Here is a 19400-nt window from a genome sequence, read left to right as displayed (position 1 = left end):
CAGGACAAGAGTTTTAGATTAGTTGCTGAGTATGTTCAAGATTCTCCAAGCTTGTCTTTTAGTTCATTTACTAAATTTTCTAACTCTTCTTTCGGGATTTCAATTTCACCTTTTTTAATAGCTTGAAGCAGGTCTTGTAGGCTTGAAACGCTACCATGTTTTTTTGGGTTTATCTCTCTATTAATAAGATTCATTTCCTTGCGTTCTTCTTCTGTAGGATAAGTAAATTCAAGCACAAAGCCTTTATCCTTAATTTTATTAAATTCCTCTTCCAAACCTTTCATATCGTCACCATAACCTAATACTCTTAGCCAAGCTTTGCTTCTGGTCATCGCAGTAAATAAGATATTTCTTTTTCTGGCAATATCTGAACCTGAAAAGCATTCTTGAGCGTCGATAAAATATATCATTGCAGCTTCATTTCCTTTGGCTCTATTGATACTTGTAAAAGTTATCATTCCTTCCCTAAAAAAATCATCTTGTGAAGTTGTTACTCCAGCAAGATGAGAGTTAATACCCTTTTTAAATAGTAAATTTCTAGGGTATCCAAAAGCATTTCTAGTTGTAAGGGGATTAGAGTGGATAACCATTATATCGTCATACTTTAATTCATCTTTCTTAAGATTTTCCTCTATTTGATCGATTAACCATTCAATTTGTGTTTTGTTACTCTCAAAATCTTTTAATATAATTAAGTCTTCAAAAGGTGAATGAGATTCTAGGAACGTGGGACTGGTATCATTATTTCTAGAAAGCTTAACAAATTGGCCATCTTCCAGATTTCCTGCCTCTACTTGATAACCAATATCTCTCCATAATCCAGCATATTCAAACATCTGAATTAATCCTTGTTCTCTATATATACCAAAACCTAAAGCGTGTGCAGAAGTTAGGATTGGACGAGAATTTCTGTAGCATTTTTCTAGAATAATGTCTTGTTTCGGTTCTCCTGGTTTGTTTAGAAGTTTAACTCGTGGTTTTCCATTAGCATCTTTGCCAAAGATGACTTCCGGCGATTCCATTGTCTTTTTATTCAGATTTTGAAGCTCATCATAAGCATAAACTATTCTTTTTGGTTCTTTCAAAATTTCATAACAAAGTCGCAGAAAATGTTGAGAAAAATCCTGGGCTTCATCAATTAGTATAGCATCATAATACTGCTCAAAACTTTTAACTTTAGCAAGAGCTTCTTCACAAATCTTATCAAACTCTTGACCGTAGTTAGTCGTCATTTTTTTTGCGTCATTTAAATCTCGATATTCAATATTATGTCTTTTACAAAATTCATAATAAATTCCTTCTATTGAAGGACTTCCCCAAGCATGAATTATTTTGACTTTTCCCCAGTCAGGCTCTTCACTTATCTGCTCAATAGTAAAAGCATTAATAAGCTTCTTAAACTGACCTTTCAACGAACGGGTATTAAAAGTTACGGCAATATCCCAATCGGGATGTTTTGCGTGTAGATATGCAGTTTTAAGGGCGAGAACTATGGTTTTACCCGAACCAGCCAGACCTCTTATTCTCTGTACACCTTCGACTGTTTCAATTACTGCTGCACTTTGATTTCTGTCTAAGTTGGCTATGGATTCTTCTAGTTTATAGAGCTTTGCTCCCCTGGAGTTTTCTTGCTTAACATAGCTGCGCTGATTTCTTTTTCTTATGGAAGTCATAGCTTGTATGACTGAGTTAAGTTCTTCAAAATAATCATTCGATAGCCACTCTTGTTTTTTCAAGTAGTTTGTAAGTTCTGAATCCCTAATTATGACCGGATATTCATCGTCTAAACCCTCTGGTTTAGAAGGGCAAGCTGGTGCATATGTTACCACACCAAGTTTTACCATTAATTCTCTTTTATTCGTGAGAGATTTATGTTGAAGTAGTTTAGATTGAATTTTATTTATGCTCTCATCTTGTTCTTCTTCTATGTTTTGGCTGATATCAGTTCCTTCCACAATGTGAAAAATAACAACACCCTGCTCTCTGGATACCAAAAGAGCATCAATCTGATAGCCCCCCTGAGAGGTTCCGATTATTGGGTATCCTAGATATAAGCTGCCATCGATATCGATTCTTTGCTCGAAGAACTCAGCTAGCCTTCTAGATGACTCTGGTTTATCTACATCGCCTCGGATAACGTTAACCATGAGATGTTGCCTCACCTAATGTATGTACCTTTATTATCGCTCAATTCGGATCGATCGTCCAACCTGTATTTTTAATGCGAAAGCCGGAACTCGCCGTTGGGATGCTGCACAAGTTTCGCTGGATATTCCCCTCAGCTTTTATCCTCTGCCAAGCTCCAGCAATGACAATTTTCTTGCTGCGCTGAATCAGGCAAATTTAGAGTTTGCTATTTTATGCAAAAATTTGAGCGCCCGCTCCCAATTATAAGTTAAAGTTATGTTTAAGCTTGAGAATTTTTCTTATTTTCATATTACAAATAATTTGGTAAAAAAATGTAAAAAAAATATTAGGAATAATTCTTATTTAGCCGACGATTTTGCAACGTTTGACAATTTATTACCTAATTGTAATGAAGCTATGGTACTATTAAAGTTATAAAGTCGGCAGCTTGTTATTACTGTCAAGCAAACTGACCAACAAACTTAAGACGGTTAAAAGTCTGAAATCCTTGTGTAAGCTGCAAGGCGATCGGAAACAGCGGCAAAAAACCCGCTTTTTTTGTGATCGCCTCAAGTAAAGCTGTGTGTCAAAAACTCCGAAGCCCCGGAGGGTGGGGTTGACAAAAGCAGTAGAATATGCACTAAAAGCAAGGGTAAGCAAATAAGACTGGCAGCAGAAAACAGGGGCGAAAAGGCCCAAAACAGGTAAAACAAAAGTCGATCGGGCAAAGATAAGTTCGCCCAAAACTAAAAATATGGTGATGAGTGAGATACAATTGACCTGTTCTGAGCCAAGAATTGGTCAACATCACAAGTATCCTGTAGAAGTCTGAAGTTGAGAATCTCAGGGTTGTCGAGGAGCGGGAGCAAACAGAAAACTATGCCTCAAAAAGTAATCGCCAAACAGATGTCTTTGGAATCAGGGTCAGATCCGATCGCCGTGATGGCGACGGTGGAAACAGTGCCACCCGAAGCAGTGGCAGTAGAGTCCTACGCCGATCGGTTGATGGACGAACTGTTTGAAGGAGTCGATCGAGCATTCGACGGCAGTGGCGGACTGCCAGCCGAGCCGGTAGCGCCAGAATTCGTGGCGCTCAAGTCGATCTCGGTACCTCAAATAGTTTTGTCGCCGTTGGCGCCCCAGCCGCAGCGAGCCGAAAAAGACGTAGAAGCGATCGCCCGCCAAGTCGCCCTAGAAACAGCCAAAAAACAGCAGTCCAAACAATCATTCGACAGAATCCTGCTCGGAGCAGCATTTGGGTCGCTGCTGCTAGTCATGGGCTTGTGGCTCGCAAGCAGGTCGGGACTGGTGCGCTTGCCCGCCGCCCCCGCACCAGAGAGGCCGGTAGCAAGTGGCAAAACAGCACCAGACACCCCGTTTGTGGAATACGTGCAGCGCTCGCTAGAAGCGATCGAACAAAAAAAAGCACCCCAGCCCAACCCGCAACTTGCAGGAGTTCCCGGAGTTGCCACCCCAGGGACGCTGCCGAGCATTCAAATTTCCGGCGCGCCGCCGGCAACCGCAGGTCTTTCGACAGCAGTCAACCGCATCGCTGAGGCCCTAGAACAAGCCGGCGCGCAGCCGGGAGCACCTGCACCCCAAATCGTAGTCATCCCTCCCCCCGCTCAGGTGACTGTGGCTCCGGCTGCTCCGGTAGCTGCTGCTCCGGCTGCTCCGGCTGCTCCTCAAACCGCCGCAGTTTCCCCATCGCCGGCGGCTCCAGCCTCCGGTCGCGCGATCGCCGCCGCCGGCACTCGAAGTCCCCTCGCCGCTTCCCCTTCCTCCTCGGAGTCTCCCCAGCCGAAGATTTTGGCTCGCGAAACCGAACCGGCACCAGCGCCAGCAGCCCAGCAATCCGCGCCCGCGCCCGAGCAATCCGCACCGGCCGTCAGCAGCGCGCCGACTTCCGCGCACACGCTGGTAGGGATTTTGGAGTTGGGCGACCGATCGGCAGCTTTGTTTGAAGTAGACGGTGTAGCCCGCAGAATTTATGTGGGCGAAAGCATTGGCGCTAGCGGTTGGACCCTGGCAGAAATCAAAAATCAAGAAGCTGTTATCCGCAAGGGAGGAGATGTGCGATCGGTTTTTGTCGGGCAGAAATTTTAAATGATTTTGAGTTTTGAGTTTTGAGTTTTGAGTTAAAGAAGTTGAGTAATTCACAGCCAAAATTCAAAACGCAAAACTTTTGGATTGCCCGAAATAATTCATGCAAAATGCAAAACTCAAAACTCAAAGTTATTTAAAAAAATGGGCTTATTTGACGATTTCAGCCGCTTTCTAGAAACCCGATTAGAAGAATTTTTGCGCAGCAATCCACATCTGGAATTGCAGGCAATAGAAGAACAACTGAAGGAACAAGAAGAAGACACTCTGCGACTGATTCTCGATATCCAGAAACAAGAGAAAAAGCTGCAATCAGAAATTCTCTCCGCCGCCCAAGAAATTCAGCGCTGGAACGATCGAATCAACAAAGCTAAAGCGGCTCAAAGGCTCGATTTAGCTCAAGCTGCCCAAGAACGGCAAGCTGCTTTGCTGCGTCAGGGAAATCAGCGCTGGGGGCAAATGCAAGGCTGCAAAGAACGGATTGAAAAAGCCAAAGAACTGTACCGCCAAATTCAATTGCGTCGCAAAGAAGTCCGAGCAAAAGCAGCAGAAGCTGCAACTCGCACTACCACTAAAACAGAGCAGAATTGGGATACAAAGGGTTGGAATCAGAGTTCAAATTATAACAGTTTTAATGCGGCAGATCCTTTAGAAGAAAAGTTTCAACGCTGGGAAGCAGACGAAGAACTCGATCGCATGAAGCGCAATATAGGCCGATAGTTCCGAAAGCATCCGAATCCTTTAGGGACGAGTTTACCCAAAACTCTAATTCCCAGTGCAAGTATTCGTAAACCCTCCCGACTCCCAGGTGTTGCGATCGCTGATACTTAATATAAATACCATCCTAAAATTGTAGGGACAATTAATCAATCGTCCCTACAATATTCTTTCCTAATTAATTAGCTCGATCGCACTACAAGAGAGCAAAATCTGTGGCAGTAATCACGCTTGCAGGCACATTGTTGAGAGTTGCCAAAAGTTGACCGGAACCAGTAACTCGGATCAGAGTAGAACTATTTTCCGCAACAATGCTCAGTTGCGAGAAATTCAGACCACCCATTAAGCCGATCGAATCGAGACCGTATTGAAAGTCAACAATAGTCTCGCTGCCGAGGTCAATGCCCAACATAAATCGATCGTTCCCGGTACCTCCAATCAGAGTATCATTCCCTTGATCTCCAAACAAGAAATCGTCCCCAGCACTGCCAAGCAAACTATCCTCATCCTTACCGCCGTAAAGAGTATCGTTCCCAGTCTCCCCGTTAACGGTATCCTGACCTTCATTGCCAAACAGCAAATCGTTTCCCAAACCGCCGCATATTTGGTCTTTTCCGCCAGCAGAACCAATGGGAAGAGGACTACCAATATCCCCGTACACTGTATCTTCCCCCTCGCCACCGCAGAGAGTATCACTGCCTTCATCGCCAAATAGAAGATTGCTGCCCAATTGGCCGAAAACTAAGTCATCGCCCTTGCCGGCACGCACTGTATCATCACCATCACCGCCTGCGATCGTATCTTGATTTTTCTCCCCGCTGAGGAAGTCATCGCCCGCCAAACCGAAGACCAAATCATTGCCAGTCAAATCCGGGTCGAACGGGTTAATAGTTCCCCCGTAGATAATATCGTTACCCTGGTCGCCAATTAAAGTATCGCTCTCTTGGTCGCCAAAAATAATGTCGTCATCTTTACCGCCGTAAACAACATCGTCGTTCTTGCCCGCAAAGATTAAATCATCTCCAGCAACCCCATTTAGGTAATCATTACCCTCATTGCCAAACACCAAGTCCCTGTCTATATCTGGGCCAACCGGGAAAGCACTGTTAAGTCCGCCGTAAACATTATCATTGCCCCGCAACCCTGCCAACAAATCATCACCGTCAAAACCATTTATTTCGTCACCGTTATTAGTGGCGAGAATAGTGTCGTTGCCGTTAGTACCGTTGCGGCTATTAGTGACAGAACTCGGGCCGCGAACACTGCCAATGCTGGGCAAAACAATTTGTTCACAAATGCACTCAGCATCTTGTCCTTCTTGCGGTGGCGGTTGCACTTGGGCGAAGGAATTGCCAAAGTTAATATTGCTAACATTAGTGCCGCTGACAGCAATAATATCAGCAGGATTGGCAGTAGTTTGCGTCCAACCCGGTTGATTGACTTCCCGAACTTGATAAGTTCCCGGGCCTAAATTAGCGAAACTGTAGCTACCCAAACTATCAGTTGAAGTGTTAACTTCTCCAGCATCTAAAGAGTTATTGCTGTTAGCGTCAAGGAAGATTTGCCAGTTTGGCAATAGCGGTTCTTGAGTGTCCAAAACCCCATTGTTATTCAGGTCATTAAACTTGCTGCCAGAGATGCTAATATTTTGGAAATTGCCGAAATTAACGTTCGATTGAGTTTCGCCACTACCGAGATTAATCGGCGCGGGATTAGTAGTCGTTTGCGTCCAACCAGTCTGCTGCACTTCCCGCACGTTGTAAGTGCCAGGGTTGAGGTTGTTGAAGCTGTAATTGCCAGAACTGTCAGTGGTAACAGCAGTTTCGCCCGAATCTAAAGAGTTGTTCCCGTTAGCGTCGAGGAAAATTTGCCATCCCGAAAGACCGGTTTCCTCCGACTCCTGAGTGCCGTTGCCGTTGCCGTCGTTGAATTTAAGACCGCTGATGCTGCCTTGTTGCACGGGAGTGGGAGTCGGAGTGGGAGGCGGTGTCGGAGTCGGAGTCGGAGGCGGAGTCGGAGTCGGAGGCGGAGTCGGAGTCGGAGTTGGAATAGGTATTGCTTGGTTGCCAAAATTAACTGTAGCAGGAGTAGTTTGACCTGCTGTCAGTGTGACGGCAACCGGGTTAGCCGTAGTTGTTTGGCTTCCAGCCGGTACAACTTCCCGGACGTTGTAAGTGCCTGCAGGCAAGTTGGGGAAAGTGAAACTGCCACTAGGATTAGTACCCGTGGTAACGGAAGTTTCACCTGTATCTAGAAGGCCGTCGTTGTTGGTGTCGAGGAAAATCGTAACTCCGGGGACGCCAAGTTCTCCGGCAGCTTGAGTGCCGTTGCCGTCGGTGTCGTTAAATTTAATCCCGGTGATGCTGCCCAGCGGTACGGGTATTGCTTGGTTGCCAAAATTAACTGTAGTAGGAGTAGTTTGACCTGCTGCCAGCGTCACCGAAACCGGGTTGGGAGTTGTTGGCTGACTGTTTGCCGGCAAAACTTCCCGGACGCTGTAAGTACCTGCAGCCAAGTTGGGAAAAGTAAAGTCACCGTTGGCATCGCTGGTTGTCGAAGTTTCACCTGTATCTAGAAGGCCGTCGTTGTTGGTGTCGAGGAAAATTGTAACTCCGGGGACACCAAGTTCTCCGGCTGCTTGAGTACCGTTGCCGTCGGTGTCGTTAAATTTAATCCCGGTGATGCTGCCCAGTACGGTGGGTATTGCTTGGTTGCCAAAATTAACTGTAGCAGGAGTAGTTTGACCAGCAGCCAGCGTCACTGCAACCGGGTTAACCGTAGTTGTTTGGCTTCCAGCCGGTACAACTTCCCGGACGCTGTAAGTGCCTGCTGGCAAGTTGGGGAAAGTAAAGCTGCCGTCAGCGGCGGTAGTTGCGGAAGTTTCGCCGGCACCGAGGATGCCGTTACCGTCAGTGTCAAGGAAAACTGTAACTCCGGGGACGCCAAGTTCTCCGGCAGCTTGAGTGCCGTTGCCGTCGGTGTCGTTAAATTTAATCCCGGTGATGCTGCCCAGCGGTACGGGTATTGCTTGGTTGCCAAAATTAACTGTAGTAGGAGTAGTTTGACCTGCTGCCAGCGTCACCGAAACCGGGTTGGGAGTTGTTGGCTGACTGTTTGCCGGCAAAACTTCCCGGACGCTGTAAGTACCTGCAGCCAAGTTGGGAAAAGTAAAGTCACCGTTGGCATCGCTGGTTGTCGAAGTTTCACCTGTATCTAGAAGGCCGTCGTTGTTGGTGTCGAGGAAAATTGTAACTCCGGGGACACCAAGTTCTCCGGCTGCTTGAGTACCGTTGCCGTCGGTGTCGTTAAATTTAATCCCGGTGATGCTGCCCAGTACGGTGGGTATTGCTTGGTTGCCAAAATTAACTGTAGCAGGAGTAGTTTGACCTCCTGCCAGCGTTACTGCAACCGGGTTGGGAGTTGTTAGCTGGCTGTTAGCCGGTACAACTTCCCGGACGCTGTAAGTACCTGCGGCCAAGTTGGGGAAAGTAAAGTCACCGTTGGCGCCGGTAGTTGCGGAAGTTTCGCCGGCACCGAGGATGCCGTCACCGTTTGTGTCGAGAAAAACTGTAACTCCGGGGACGCCAAGTTCTCCGGCAGTTTGAGTACCGTTGCCGTCAATGTCGTTAAATTTAATCCCGGTGATGGTGCTCAGCGGTACGACAACGGGAACAGGCTGTGCCGAAAATTCCGAGGTGTTGCCGGCGGCGTCTGTTGCTGTGGCGGTGATTAATTGGCCTGCGGTGACGGCTGCTGGGAAAGTTTGATTGAAAGCAGCGTTGCCGGCGGCGTCAGTAGTTACCGGGACAGAAGCGATGAAGGTTTGACCTTGGGTGCCGGGGGGGGTGTTAGCAAAAAATTGCAGGGTGAAGTTGGTATTGGAGGTGCTGTTGTAAGTTCCCGCGACGGTGACGCTGCCAGCACTGGCGGTAGCGGTAGTGAGTACCGGGGTGTTTAGGAAGTTGTTTGCACCGGTGTCGGCATCGCCCGCATCGTTGGCGGTGATGCCGTTGTTGCCGAGGTCGATGCCGATGCCGGCATTGGCGAAGATCGAGTTGTTTTGGATGCTGTTGCCGGTGCCGGATGCAACAGCTACGCCGATATTGCCATTGTTGGCGATGATATTTCCTTCACCTGCTGCTGTACCGCCGATCGCATTATTAGTTGCCGCAGCGGTAATCTGTACTCCGATCGAGCTATTGCCTAAGGGGCTAGTACCGTTGGCTGCGACGCCGATGAAATTGCCCCGCAAAGTGTTGCCTGTTGCAGAGGCGCCTGTAATCTGCACGCCTAAACCTGCGCTGGGGCTGCTGTTGCCGGAAATGATATTGCCAGCGCCTGCGGCACTACCGCCGATCGTGTTGCTGGGTGCATTGTCTACAACGACGCCAATAATATTTGGCAAGGCAGCAGTGCCGGCGGCGTTGGTGCCGATGTAGTTGCCGAGTACAGAGTTGAGAGTGGCATTGGCGTTGAGAATTTGGACGCCGAAACCGTCATTGCCGGAAATGATGTTGCGATCGCCCGCAGCAGTCCCGCCGATCGTGTTGCTGGAAGCATCCTGTACGAGCACGCCAGTCAAGGTGTTGCCCAAATCTGCGGTGCCGTTGACATCGGTGCCGATGAAGTTGCCCACGACTCTGTTGCCTGTGGCAGCGTTGCTGGTAGCAGGGGCGTTTTGAATGACTACACCGAAAGCATTATTGCCCGAAATGATATTGCGCGCACCTGCGGTATTTCCGCCGATCGTGTTGTTGGAGGCATTCTGTACCATCACGCCAAAACCGACGTTGCCCAAGTCTGCGGTACCGTTGATGTCGGTGCCGATGAAGTTGCCCAGCACAGTGTTGCCTGTGGCTGTGGCAGCATCGATAAATACGCCAGCGCTGCCATTGCCAGAAATCAAGTTGCGATCGCCGGCGTTTGTCCCGCCAATCGTGTTGTTGGGCGCACCTTGAACCTGTATGCCAGTACCCCCGTTTGCTAATGCACCAGTACCTGCGGGGTTCGTACCGATGTAGTTGCCTCGCACGATGTTATTTGCTGCACCGGTGTTATTGAGCCATACGCCGAAAAGACTGTTGCCAGAAATGATGTTGCGATCGTCTGCTGTACTTCCGCCGATCGTGTTGCCCGGTGCATTGTCAACCACCACGCCACTGACGTTGGGCAAGGCAGCAGTCCCTGCTGGATTGGTACCTATGTAGTTGCCCCGCACTACATTTCCCGTGGAAGTGTTGCCGGCGATGAAGATCCCGGAGTTGGTGAAGCGATTGATCGCTAGTCCTTGGACGGTGCTGTTGCTGCCTATGATTAGTATGCCGTTGATTCCAGGCCCGGCACTGGCTCCACTTAGCTCAATTAGTAAGTTGCCCGAAGTCGCCCCTGGTTGGCTGAAACCGTCAATGGTTACGGCCGCGGTAATGGGTGGTAAGGAACTCAGGGGCGCGATCGTCTGCACGCCTGCACCGGGAATGGCAAAGTTAATATTGTGTGGTGGTGCGGCAGTGGCATTCGCATCCGTAATCGCTTGTCGCAGCGAACCCGGCCCAGCGTCAGCGGTATTACTGACAATAAAAGTAGCCAATGTGTGTCCATAGGCTGCCATTACTTCTGGCTCGATCGCCAATCCTGTTTTAATCGCTCCAGTAGCGTATTCAAGTACCCAGTTTCCGCCTTTTTGGGCACTCCCGGTCATATCTGCTGAAGCAGCAATATTAGCTTTTGTTAACTTGCTCAGCTTTTGTACAAACGCTTCTCCTTTTTTACCTGCTGCTACGTTACATCCGTATAGCAGAATTTCAAATCGATTTTGAATTGAGTTGACAGATGACGAAAACCACCGTTTCAAACAGCCGCTATATGTTTCTAAATTGTCGGAATTCAGGCTAGTTTGCCCTAGCTGCAAACTTCCCGAGTCCCCGTGAGAAATAATGTGAACGCTTTCTATACCTTTGCGGCTCTGCAATGCTTCGGCAATTTGTTCGATGCCGTCGCGCGCCCGATCGACTAAAATTACATCTATCCCCGCTTTAACACCGACCGCCAGACTTTGCCAATCTTCAACTGCTGAATCTACGAAGACTATTTGTATGTTTTTCATAATTACTGTTCCCCCAGGCACCTAATTAGGTTTTCAAAACGTTGTTTCCGTGCAATGATATGCCCTACTTCAATCCACCACAAATACGGCTACCACAAAACCCGCCTTCAACTCAGTAAAAGTTGCACAGACAAAGTTTTACAATCATCTATTTTTGTGATTATTGTAAATTTGTTGGAGCTGGAAATTTGCTTTCTCGCACTTTTTCATTCTCAACTTAAAAAAACCAGACCGCTGGTACAACTAGCTTGTTCCCGATTCCGGAAATCTTTCAAAAAACATCAACATAATTTACACAACTTAATGTTATGTTTTTTACTAAGTACACTTTTGTGAACAAGAATCCCACTCTACGCAAATTCCAAACCGAAAGAGTGGTAAGTATCCAGCAATTCTTCAATCTCAAATCTCAAACCGCAGGAATGGGATTTTGGCAAATCCAGCATGTCTCTCATAACATAGAGGAATAGCCGCTAACATGGCATCATAGAAACTTGTCCCTCACATAATTGAAATCGATGACCGCTCAAAACTCCCCCGTTTCCCCCGTCACTTGGAAAGAAGACCGAGTTGTGCTAATTGACCAAAACCGACTCCCCCAAGAATACGGTGTAGTTGAAATTAGCCGCTGCGAAGATATGGCTGAGGCGATTAAAACTATGATAGTCCGAGGTGCTCCGGCGATCGGGGTAGCAGCAGCTTACGGGATGTATTTGGGTGCGAGGGAAATCGAAACGGGCGATCGCACCGAATTTCTCGCTAAACTAGAAGAAGTTGGGGACTTATTGCGATCGACTCGTCCCACTGCGGTTAATTTGTTTTGGGCAATATCGCGAATGCTAAAAACAGCCGAGAAAACTAGCGGTTCTGTCGAACAAGTGCAAAAAACTTTGTTAGAAATGGCCAAAACCATTCAAGCAGAAGATTTGCAAACTTGTAAAGATATCGGCGACAAAGGTTTAGAAGTTCTGCCAGCTACACCCGAAAAATTGAACTTACTAACTCACTGCAATGCAGGTGCATTAGCAACAGCCGGCTACGGAACTGCTTTAGGTGTATTTCGTTCTGCTTGGCGAGAAGGAAGACTCGGAAGAGTTTTTGCAGACGAAACTCGGCCCCGTCTCCAAGGTGCCAAACTAACCACTTGGGAATGCGTACAAGAAGGAATTCCCGTGACATTAATAGCCGACAATATGGCCGCTCACTGCATGAAACTCGGCATGATTCATGCAGTAGTTGTCGGTGCAGATAGAATCGCTGCTAATGGCGACGCTGCCAATAAAATTGGCACTTACAGTTTAGCAATTGTTGCCAAAGCTCACAACGTCCCGTTTTTTGTCGCTGCTCCTCTGTCAACAATTGATTTTGAACTTTCCGACGGCAGCAAAATCCCCATTGAACAACGCGATCCAGTTGAAATGTATCAAGTTGGAACTACCCGAATTTGTCCTGTGGGAGTAGAATTTTACAATCCCGCTTTTGACGTAACTCCGGCGGAATTAATATCGGGAATAATCACAGAACACGGCACGGTTGCTCCTGGGGCGTTGAAACAGTTTCAGGCAAAACAATTAGTTTAATTATATGTTTCTCAACTGCTCATTCCACCTGGTTTCTGTGAAATTAAGCAGGATTTATAGCAGCAGCAACTGGCAGATAAAAGTTGCGATCGCAGCTCTAACTCTGCCAGTTGTTTTCAGTCCTGTCTCGGAAGCTCAAGTGTCACAAACGCTTAAAGCTAAGGAATCACAAGCCAAAAAATTTGTGGGTTCGATGAATAAAGCTCAGCAAGTTTACTATGCTGAAAAAGCAGGCTTTACAAGTTCTGTGTCCAATCTATTGGTTTATATGGGTCTCCAAGTTAAACCTAACTCAGCCAATTACAGCTACTCGATTGGCATGGTGAAAAAAGGTGCTGTATTTAACTACGGAGTATCGAAGCAAGCTAATCTCAAAAGTTTTGTGGGGGGAGTCTTTTTGGTGGGAAACAAGACCAAAACAATCTTGTGTGTAAATGCTGCTCCTGGCAAGACTAAACCACCTAATCCAACTAATACCAAAGGGGTTTTAGAATGCGCTGCTGGTACAGCAAAACTTGCTCAATAAATTATGTCTAATTTACTGTGTAATTTAGCAAATAACTGGATAGTAAATGCAGCTTTAGCTAAGCAATTGCTGGAACAAGAAGCTACTTTACTAGATGCTCGCGCACCCATTTTAAAGTGGTTTTGCCGTCTCCCACCAGCTATTCCCGTAACTTGGCAGGAATTTTCTCAATCGCACTTTCCCCACCAGGGAAAAATTATCGAAAATAACACAGTGTTAACTCAAAAACTGCAAGCAATTGGTATTTGTCAAGACAAACCTGTCATAGTCGTTGCCGATTCCGTGAAAGGGTGGGGCGAAGACGGGCGAATTGTTTGGATGTTGCGGACTTTGGGGCACGAAAAAGCAGTTTTTGTCGATGGAGGATATAGGGCTTTCATCAAAGCGGGAATTAATCGAGTAAAAGCTGCAAACAATCCACCGAAAACAGGAGATTTTGTAATATCTCGCCGCTCGAATTGGGAAATTCAGCGGGATGAATTGAAAGCTATTTTAGGCAATGATAATTTAGTAGTTATCGACGCCAGAGAGCGGCGAGAATATGCAGGTAAAACGCCTTACGGAGAACAGCGGGGCGGCCACATTCGTGGTGCGGTTCACCTTTACTACAAACAGTTGATGGACAAACAAGGAAAACTGCTGAGTCGTGGCGAGATTGTTGCTATTTTGCAGCAAAAAGGAGTTTCGCAGTCAACTCAAATTGTGAGTTATTGTAGTGGGGGAATTCGCTCTGCATGGTTGACTTGTGTGTTGACAAATGCGGGATTTAATGCTAAGAATTATGCAGGTTCAATGTGGGAATGGTCGGCGTCGCCTGCAGATACCTATCCTTTGTCAGTAATCCTTTCACGGGCGGGCTAGAAGCCCACCCCACAGAAAATTTAATGTTTGTGGAACAGGCCGGAAAGCCTGTTCTTGAGAATGGTATCTGAACTCAGATTCAACCTATTAACTACAAACGATCGAGGTTGAGAATCTCAACCGACTTGTTCGATATACTGAGCGAGATCGTCGCGCAGGCGGCTGAGTTCGGCTTCGGTGGTCACGCGCACGCGATCGTCCCTAACCGTAATCAGCACTTTCGCAGCAAAAGGAGTTGGCCAGATATTCGGGTTGCAGAAAACTTCCAAAAATACATCTCCTGCATACCGATATTCCATCGGTTTTTGGGGAGAAGCTTTAGCGCCAGCAGTTTTGGCTGCTACAGCTTTCAAGCTTTCCATCAAAGCTGCAATTTCGTTTTGCAAATCCCGCGCGGCTTGCGGGGAAAAGCTAAAGGATACAGAACCTTCGACTAAATTCAGTGTCAGCGGAGAAAGAGACATGGGCAATGAAATTTAACATACAATTGTTAATGATAAAATATACAATAACCTAAAAGAAGTACCTGCCAGCTAAATTGAGCGGCGAAACTGCTATTAATTAAAATTTGTCTCAAGAAGCTAGCCTAAATTAATGAAGATAAATCTAGTCGCAAGCTAGATTACGCAATAGTTTTAACCTGTTATGACTTGATAAGCTTTAAACTAGAAACCAGAAAACTTGAGGGCAGATCGAGGAGAGTTTATGGTTGCCGATAACCGTTCCGAAGTCCGCAAGGTTTTAATAATTACTTTATTGCTAAATTTGCTGGTGATGGCAATTAAAGCAGGCGTGGGATGGCTGACTGGTTCCCTCAGTTTGCTGGCAGATGCTTTGCACAGCGTCACGGACAGCGCTAATAATATTTTAGGATTGGTAACTAATCATTATGCCAATCCGCAGCCCGATCGCGATCATCCCTACGGACACCAAAAATTTGATGCTCTCGGAGCTCTGGGAATTGCTGCTTTTCTGGGAATTGCCTGTTTTGAAATTCTCAGCGGTGCTGTCGAAAGGCTGATTAACGGGGGTAAAGTTGTCAAAATATCCCCAAATGAACTGTGGATTTTGCTGATTGTACTGGGGATTAATATTTTTGTCACTTTTTACGAGCGCAGAGTTGGCAAACGTCTCGGTAGCGCGATTTTAGTGGCTGACGCTCAGCACACGATGAGCGATGTTTGGGTGACAATTATGGTCATCGGCGGGTTGATTGGTGTTTGGCAAGGGCAGGTTTGGAATATACCTCAATTGCAATCCCTGGATGTGTTTTTGTCTTTTCCTGTGGCTGTTTTGGTATTTAGCAGCGGTTGGAAAGTTTTAAGGGAAAATCTGCCTTGGTTGGTGGATGAAATGGCGATCGCACCGGAAGTTATTCAGGCGATCGCAATGGATGTGCCCGGCGTTGTTAATTGTCACTCGATCGCCTCCCGTGGCGTTGTAGGGCGTCAAGTATTTATTGATATGCACATGATTGTAGATGCTGTCGATGTAGAAACAGCTCACGGGATTACAGAAGAAGTAGAAGCCCGTTTGGAAGAACGTTTCAGCCCTGTACGCATCTTAATTCACGTTGAGCCGCCGGCTTACGAGTCCGACCAAATTAGCTACGATTCTGAAGAAAAGGAAGAAGGAAAGAGGAAGCAGGAAGGAGGAAAAATGTAGGCTGTATCCCGAGCAAACAGCAGGTTGAGGGATGAAGGAGGAAGGGGGTTTTTGCGATCGCAATTCCTCCAATTTTTTAAATGTTATCAAGGGAATTAGAGCGATCGCACTTAATTTAGTAGCAGTTTTCCACAGGAAAAAGGGGGTTTTCCACAGAAAAGGGCAAGTTTTCCACAATAGATCGATCGGCTGTCGTCGATTTCTGTCTTTCTATTTGTATAAATTCCAAGTATTTTGAATTTCTGTAGCCATTTCCCCCCGCAAATGCCAAGGTAGCAAAATCCCCACTTTTGAACCGAGAGCTCGCAGCCATCTCAACGGGTAGTGCGGATGGAATTTTTACTTTATTTTATCTGGTGCTAGCCTATCTACTCTCGATCGTAGCGGAAATTCTCCTACTCTGTTTTAGCGGACTATTCTCTTAATTCAGAGAAAGATGAAGAAATGTTTCGATCGAGTTGGATTGGGGGAGTGAGTGCGATCGCGCCTGAGTTGGTGAAAAAGCGATCGCCTTCTGCCAAAATCAAAATTCAAGCCTCCAAAATCGATCTGTTCAGCCATTTCAAAACTGCATCGATCGGGTTCGGATGGTTAGGAGAAATGCGTTTTACATTGTCGCAGTGCTAAGTATGATGTTATCGGATGCTTCTGGATTTGTAGTGGATGGTTAACTGTACCAAGCGCGATAAAATTCTGGATAACTCATATTTTGGGCGCAGTGCCACAGTATAGCATAGCAACTTTCGTAGTGTTCTGATTCTTCAGCTAGTAATTCATCATTAAAAAGCTCTTTTGTATTTGCTACGACTCTTGGGAATAAATCACTAGGAATCGCCATCTTGACTCTCCAAATATCCAGATCGTATAGCTCATAAATAGCTTGCTTTGATTTTAGAGCTTCAACCCGTGCTTGAAGCGATTTTCTTATATTATAACCTGAACTTAAACTTTCCTGTTCTATTGTAAAAATCAATGGCTCGACTATCTTATTGACTTTAATTAAGTTAATCCGCTTATTTATAACATTTAAATTTATTTTTTTAAATGTCCAATCAGATAACATCAAAAAACGATGACGTTTACTACCTTGGAACAGGTGATGGTTTTGGCGTAACAAACAATGAAATACTTCACGTATTTCTAAGTCTTTAGGATGGGTTTCCCATAAACTTCTAGCTGCATACAAGCGATAACCTTCATCAGTGCCATTCAAAATTGAGTGTTTTAGAAATTCAACACCTTCCCGATTACTAGGATCTATTTTCACTAAAGTTTGTGCAATTTTTAACTTCACTTCTTCATTGTGATCAGCTTGTAATAAACAAACTAAAGTAGGAATAATTTTAGAAAAATTTGAAAAAATCTCTAATTCTGAAAATTGTAAAATTACCTCTTTAACCAAGCTCTTATGCCTGAGTACATCTAAGAGAGTGATTAACACGTGTGGATTGCCAGGGTCAATTTGATCTAAATATTTAGCACCCCTTATTCGTAAACAATCATAGAGAAAGGGAAAATCAGAAAAGTTTAGAATCAACTGATTTGGTCTGATACATTCGATCAAAGCTTTGATGATTTTTGGAATCAATATGCCAGATTCTGTTAATGCTGCACAAACTTCTTCAAAGAGCATAACATCACCAAAATATCGATAATGATAAGCCTGATTAATTAAAAAATTGACAACTTTAATGTGATAAGGATTAATTCGGAGTATCATTCGAGCAGCAAGCACGCGAGTCACATCATCGTTATTATCATTTTTTAGTATTTTAGTTAATCGATCGACTACTCTTATTATATCGGTTTCTTGTAAAGTTGCTCTAGCGGTTGCTTCAAGTGGATCGAAACTTTCTAAACAGATTGAATCACTAAAACTCCACTCAATTACTGTATCAATCATTTCATCACCCAAGGAAAAGTATCGAAATTCAGAGAGACCTGCGACGCCAATAAAATAGGATTGAAAACTATAAAATTCCTCACAGTTATCATCAAAATTAAGTAGATTTTTTAATAATTCTTCTTTGATATTTTGCTGTATGCGGTCTTGTCCCAACCAAAGCAATATTACTTCTTTCCACTGCGGTTCAAAAATGCGATAAATACCTTCATCTGGATTATGAGGAACGTGAGTTAGGAAAAAATGCCAATGATCGATCGCCAAGGAGGCAAAATATTCCTGGAATGTAGGATGAAAGAATGCGTAAACAGGTTCATCTGTTGCAGCTTCTAGATCTACCAAATTCAGCCAACCGAGATCCCAGGCTAATTTAAAAAGCCTATCGCCCATTTCTTGCTGAATTAAACTCAGCGGCAAGCGAAATCGAGTATCGCTATCCAATCCTGCTATAGACAAACGACCGAGGGCTTGATGTAATTCTTCTCGCAAACCTGGTTGAGTCGCCCAATCAATAACCGTTTGGGATGGTTTCCACTCATAGAAATAGCGGACAAAGTGTTGATATAGTTCGGCTTTTGTTTCTGGTAATTCGACTTGCTTATTTTTGCTGGATATTTGACACAGTAGAGATAAGCGAAGCGGATTTTTTACGAGTTGGTAGATGCGTTCTTTTTGCGGTTCTTGCAGTTTTTTCTGTAACTCCTGTCCCCGTTGAATATTTTTTGCTTCAGCAAACCACTGCTGAATAAAATCCTCTACTTGCTCTTGTTTAAACTCCTGAGTTTTGTAAGTATCAAAGCCTGTGAGGGGATTGTTGAGACGGGCATCCCAAACATTGGTTCGACAGGTCAAAACAACCCGCACATTACCCAACCAATCAGTAAGCTGGTTTCTAATTTCCTCTAAGGACAAACAACTATTCGCCCCTAAAGCCATTTCATCAACACCATCGAGTAATAGCCAAATTCCACCTTGACGCAAGCGTTTTTGTAGAGATGTTTCATGAAACTTCTCTACATCAATATCAGGATAAACCAGAGAAATTGCTTCTGGCAACCATTCCTGAATAATGTATTCTTTCAGTGTCTTTCCTTGCAAGCTTGCCAGCGCAATGCAAATCGGCAAGTCTTGATTATTTTCATAAATGCGAGTGGCGATTTTATCTAACAGCGTTGTCTTTCCTGCTCCTGGTTCGCCCACAATAGCAATATGCTGATTTTTTCCAGTAGGGTTTTGTCCAATAACGTCAGTCATGAATTCATCATGCTCGTAAATTCGGGTAACAACTTCCGATTCTAATTGATGTAACAGTTCCATAGGCACATTGCCACTGCGACGCTGCTGCTGTTTGCGTTCGATTAATCCTAGTGGTACAAAAACATTGATTTCAAATCCCATTTCTGTCGCTCTCCGTCTAAAGCGTTGCTCCTCTTGCTGCTCGTGTAACATTGATTGGCAAACTCGCTGCCAATCAATGGCAATGTTTGGCTGTGGCTCTAGCTCGGAATTCTGCAAGTTTGAGTCATGTTCGGCAATAAATTTTATGGGTTCAAATCCTAATGCTTTAAGAATTGAAATAGCATAGTTTCTATCGACTGGATTTCCCTTTAAAAAGCGTTTCACTGTGCTATTACTCACATACGCTTGCCTTTCAAGGTCTTCTTGAGACCAGCCCCGTTTATCTGGATTTAGTGGCTTCTCCAATTCAGCCATCCGTTGACGAACTTTATCCAAACCTGCGCCATCAATCCGAACACTGCGAGATGCCATAGTTTGACTCATTCCTAACAAACAAAGTGGATGAAATTGAGAATT

11 protein-coding genes are annotated in these 19400 nt (G+C 45.2%); 6 read left to right on the top strand and 5 right to left on the bottom strand.

All coding sequences use genetic code 11. The features are described 5' to 3' along the window. Positions 1-35 precede the first annotated feature (35 nt). Positions 36-2147, bottom strand: a complete 2112-nt coding sequence (locus QUA20_RS13075) for an ATP-binding domain-containing protein (protein WP_333189238.1) — start codon at positions 2145-2147, stop codon at positions 36-38. A gap of 859 nt (positions 2148-3006) precedes the next feature. Here QUA20_RS13075 and QUA20_RS13070 point away from each other — a divergent pair. Continuing rightward, positions 3007-4233 carry a hypothetical protein gene (locus QUA20_RS13070; protein WP_333189237.1) on the top strand — a complete coding sequence of 409 codons (1227 nt, stop codon included), beginning with the start codon at positions 3007-3009 and terminating at the stop codon, positions 4231-4233. A gap of 141 nt (positions 4234-4374) precedes the next feature. Next, positions 4375-4950, top strand: a complete 576-nt coding sequence (locus QUA20_RS13065; RefSeq protein ID WP_172190506.1) for a TIGR04376 family protein — start codon at positions 4375-4377, stop codon at positions 4948-4950. A gap of 193 nt (positions 4951-5143) precedes the next feature. Here the strand turns inward: QUA20_RS13065 and QUA20_RS13060 are convergent, their stop codons facing one another. Beyond that, the gene (locus QUA20_RS13060; protein ID WP_333189236.1) at positions 5144-11050 is read right to left on the bottom strand and encodes an SdrD B-like domain-containing protein; all 5907 of its coding nucleotides are present in this window, start codon (positions 11048-11050) and stop codon (positions 5144-5146) included. Positions 11051-11568: 518 nt separating this feature from the next. Between QUA20_RS13060 and mtnA the strand changes: the two genes are divergently transcribed. The 3 genes from mtnA to QUA20_RS13045 are packed head-to-tail and all read left to right on the top strand — an operon-like array spanning position 11569 to position 14017. Further along, the gene (gene mtnA / locus QUA20_RS13055; protein WP_172190508.1) at positions 11569-12630 is read left to right on the top strand and encodes an S-methyl-5-thioribose-1-phosphate isomerase; all 1062 of its coding nucleotides are present in this window, start codon (positions 11569-11571) and stop codon (positions 12628-12630) included. A gap of 37 nt (positions 12631-12667) precedes the next feature. Continuing rightward, the gene (locus tag QUA20_RS13050) at positions 12668-13156 is read left to right on the top strand and encodes a type IV pilin-like G/H family protein (RefSeq protein WP_333189235.1); all 489 of its coding nucleotides are present in this window, start codon (positions 12668-12670) and stop codon (positions 13154-13156) included. Positions 13157-13159: 3 nt separating this feature from the next. Next, positions 13160-14017 (top strand): rhodanese-like domain-containing protein, encoded by an 858-nt coding sequence (locus QUA20_RS13045; RefSeq protein WP_333189234.1) that lies wholly within the window; start codon positions 13160-13162, stop codon positions 14015-14017. Positions 14018-14133: 116 nt separating this feature from the next. Here QUA20_RS13045 and QUA20_RS13040 read toward each other — a convergent pair whose 3' ends face one another. After that, positions 14134-14481: a hypothetical protein gene (locus QUA20_RS13040; RefSeq protein ID WP_333189233.1), complete on the bottom strand. Its 348-nt coding sequence runs from the start codon at positions 14479-14481 to the stop codon at positions 14134-14136. Positions 14482-14722: 241 nt separating this feature from the next. Between QUA20_RS13040 and QUA20_RS13035 the strand changes: the two genes are divergently transcribed. Next, positions 14723-15682 (top strand): cation diffusion facilitator family transporter, encoded by a 960-nt coding sequence (locus QUA20_RS13035; RefSeq protein WP_333189232.1) that lies wholly within the window; start codon positions 14723-14725, stop codon positions 15680-15682. Between the two features lie 426 nt (positions 15683-16108). Here the strand turns inward: QUA20_RS13035 and QUA20_RS13030 are convergent, their stop codons facing one another. Continuing rightward, positions 16109-16243, bottom strand: a complete 135-nt coding sequence (locus QUA20_RS13030) for a hypothetical protein (protein WP_333189231.1) — start codon at positions 16241-16243, stop codon at positions 16109-16111. Positions 16244-16349: 106 nt separating this feature from the next. Further along, positions 16350-19355 (bottom strand): NACHT domain-containing protein, encoded by a 3006-nt coding sequence (locus QUA20_RS13025; RefSeq protein WP_333189230.1) that lies wholly within the window; start codon positions 19353-19355, stop codon positions 16350-16352. Between the last annotated feature and the right edge of the window lie 45 nt (positions 19356-19400).

Source organism: Microcoleus sp. Pol7_A1 (assembly GCF_036701085.1).
Taxonomy (GTDB): Bacteria; Cyanobacteriota; Cyanobacteriia; order Cyanobacteriales; family Microcoleaceae; genus Microcoleus; species Microcoleus asticus.
The sequence above is the reverse complement of the archived record's forward strand: the minus strand, read 5'-3'. Positions and strand labels throughout refer to the sequence as shown.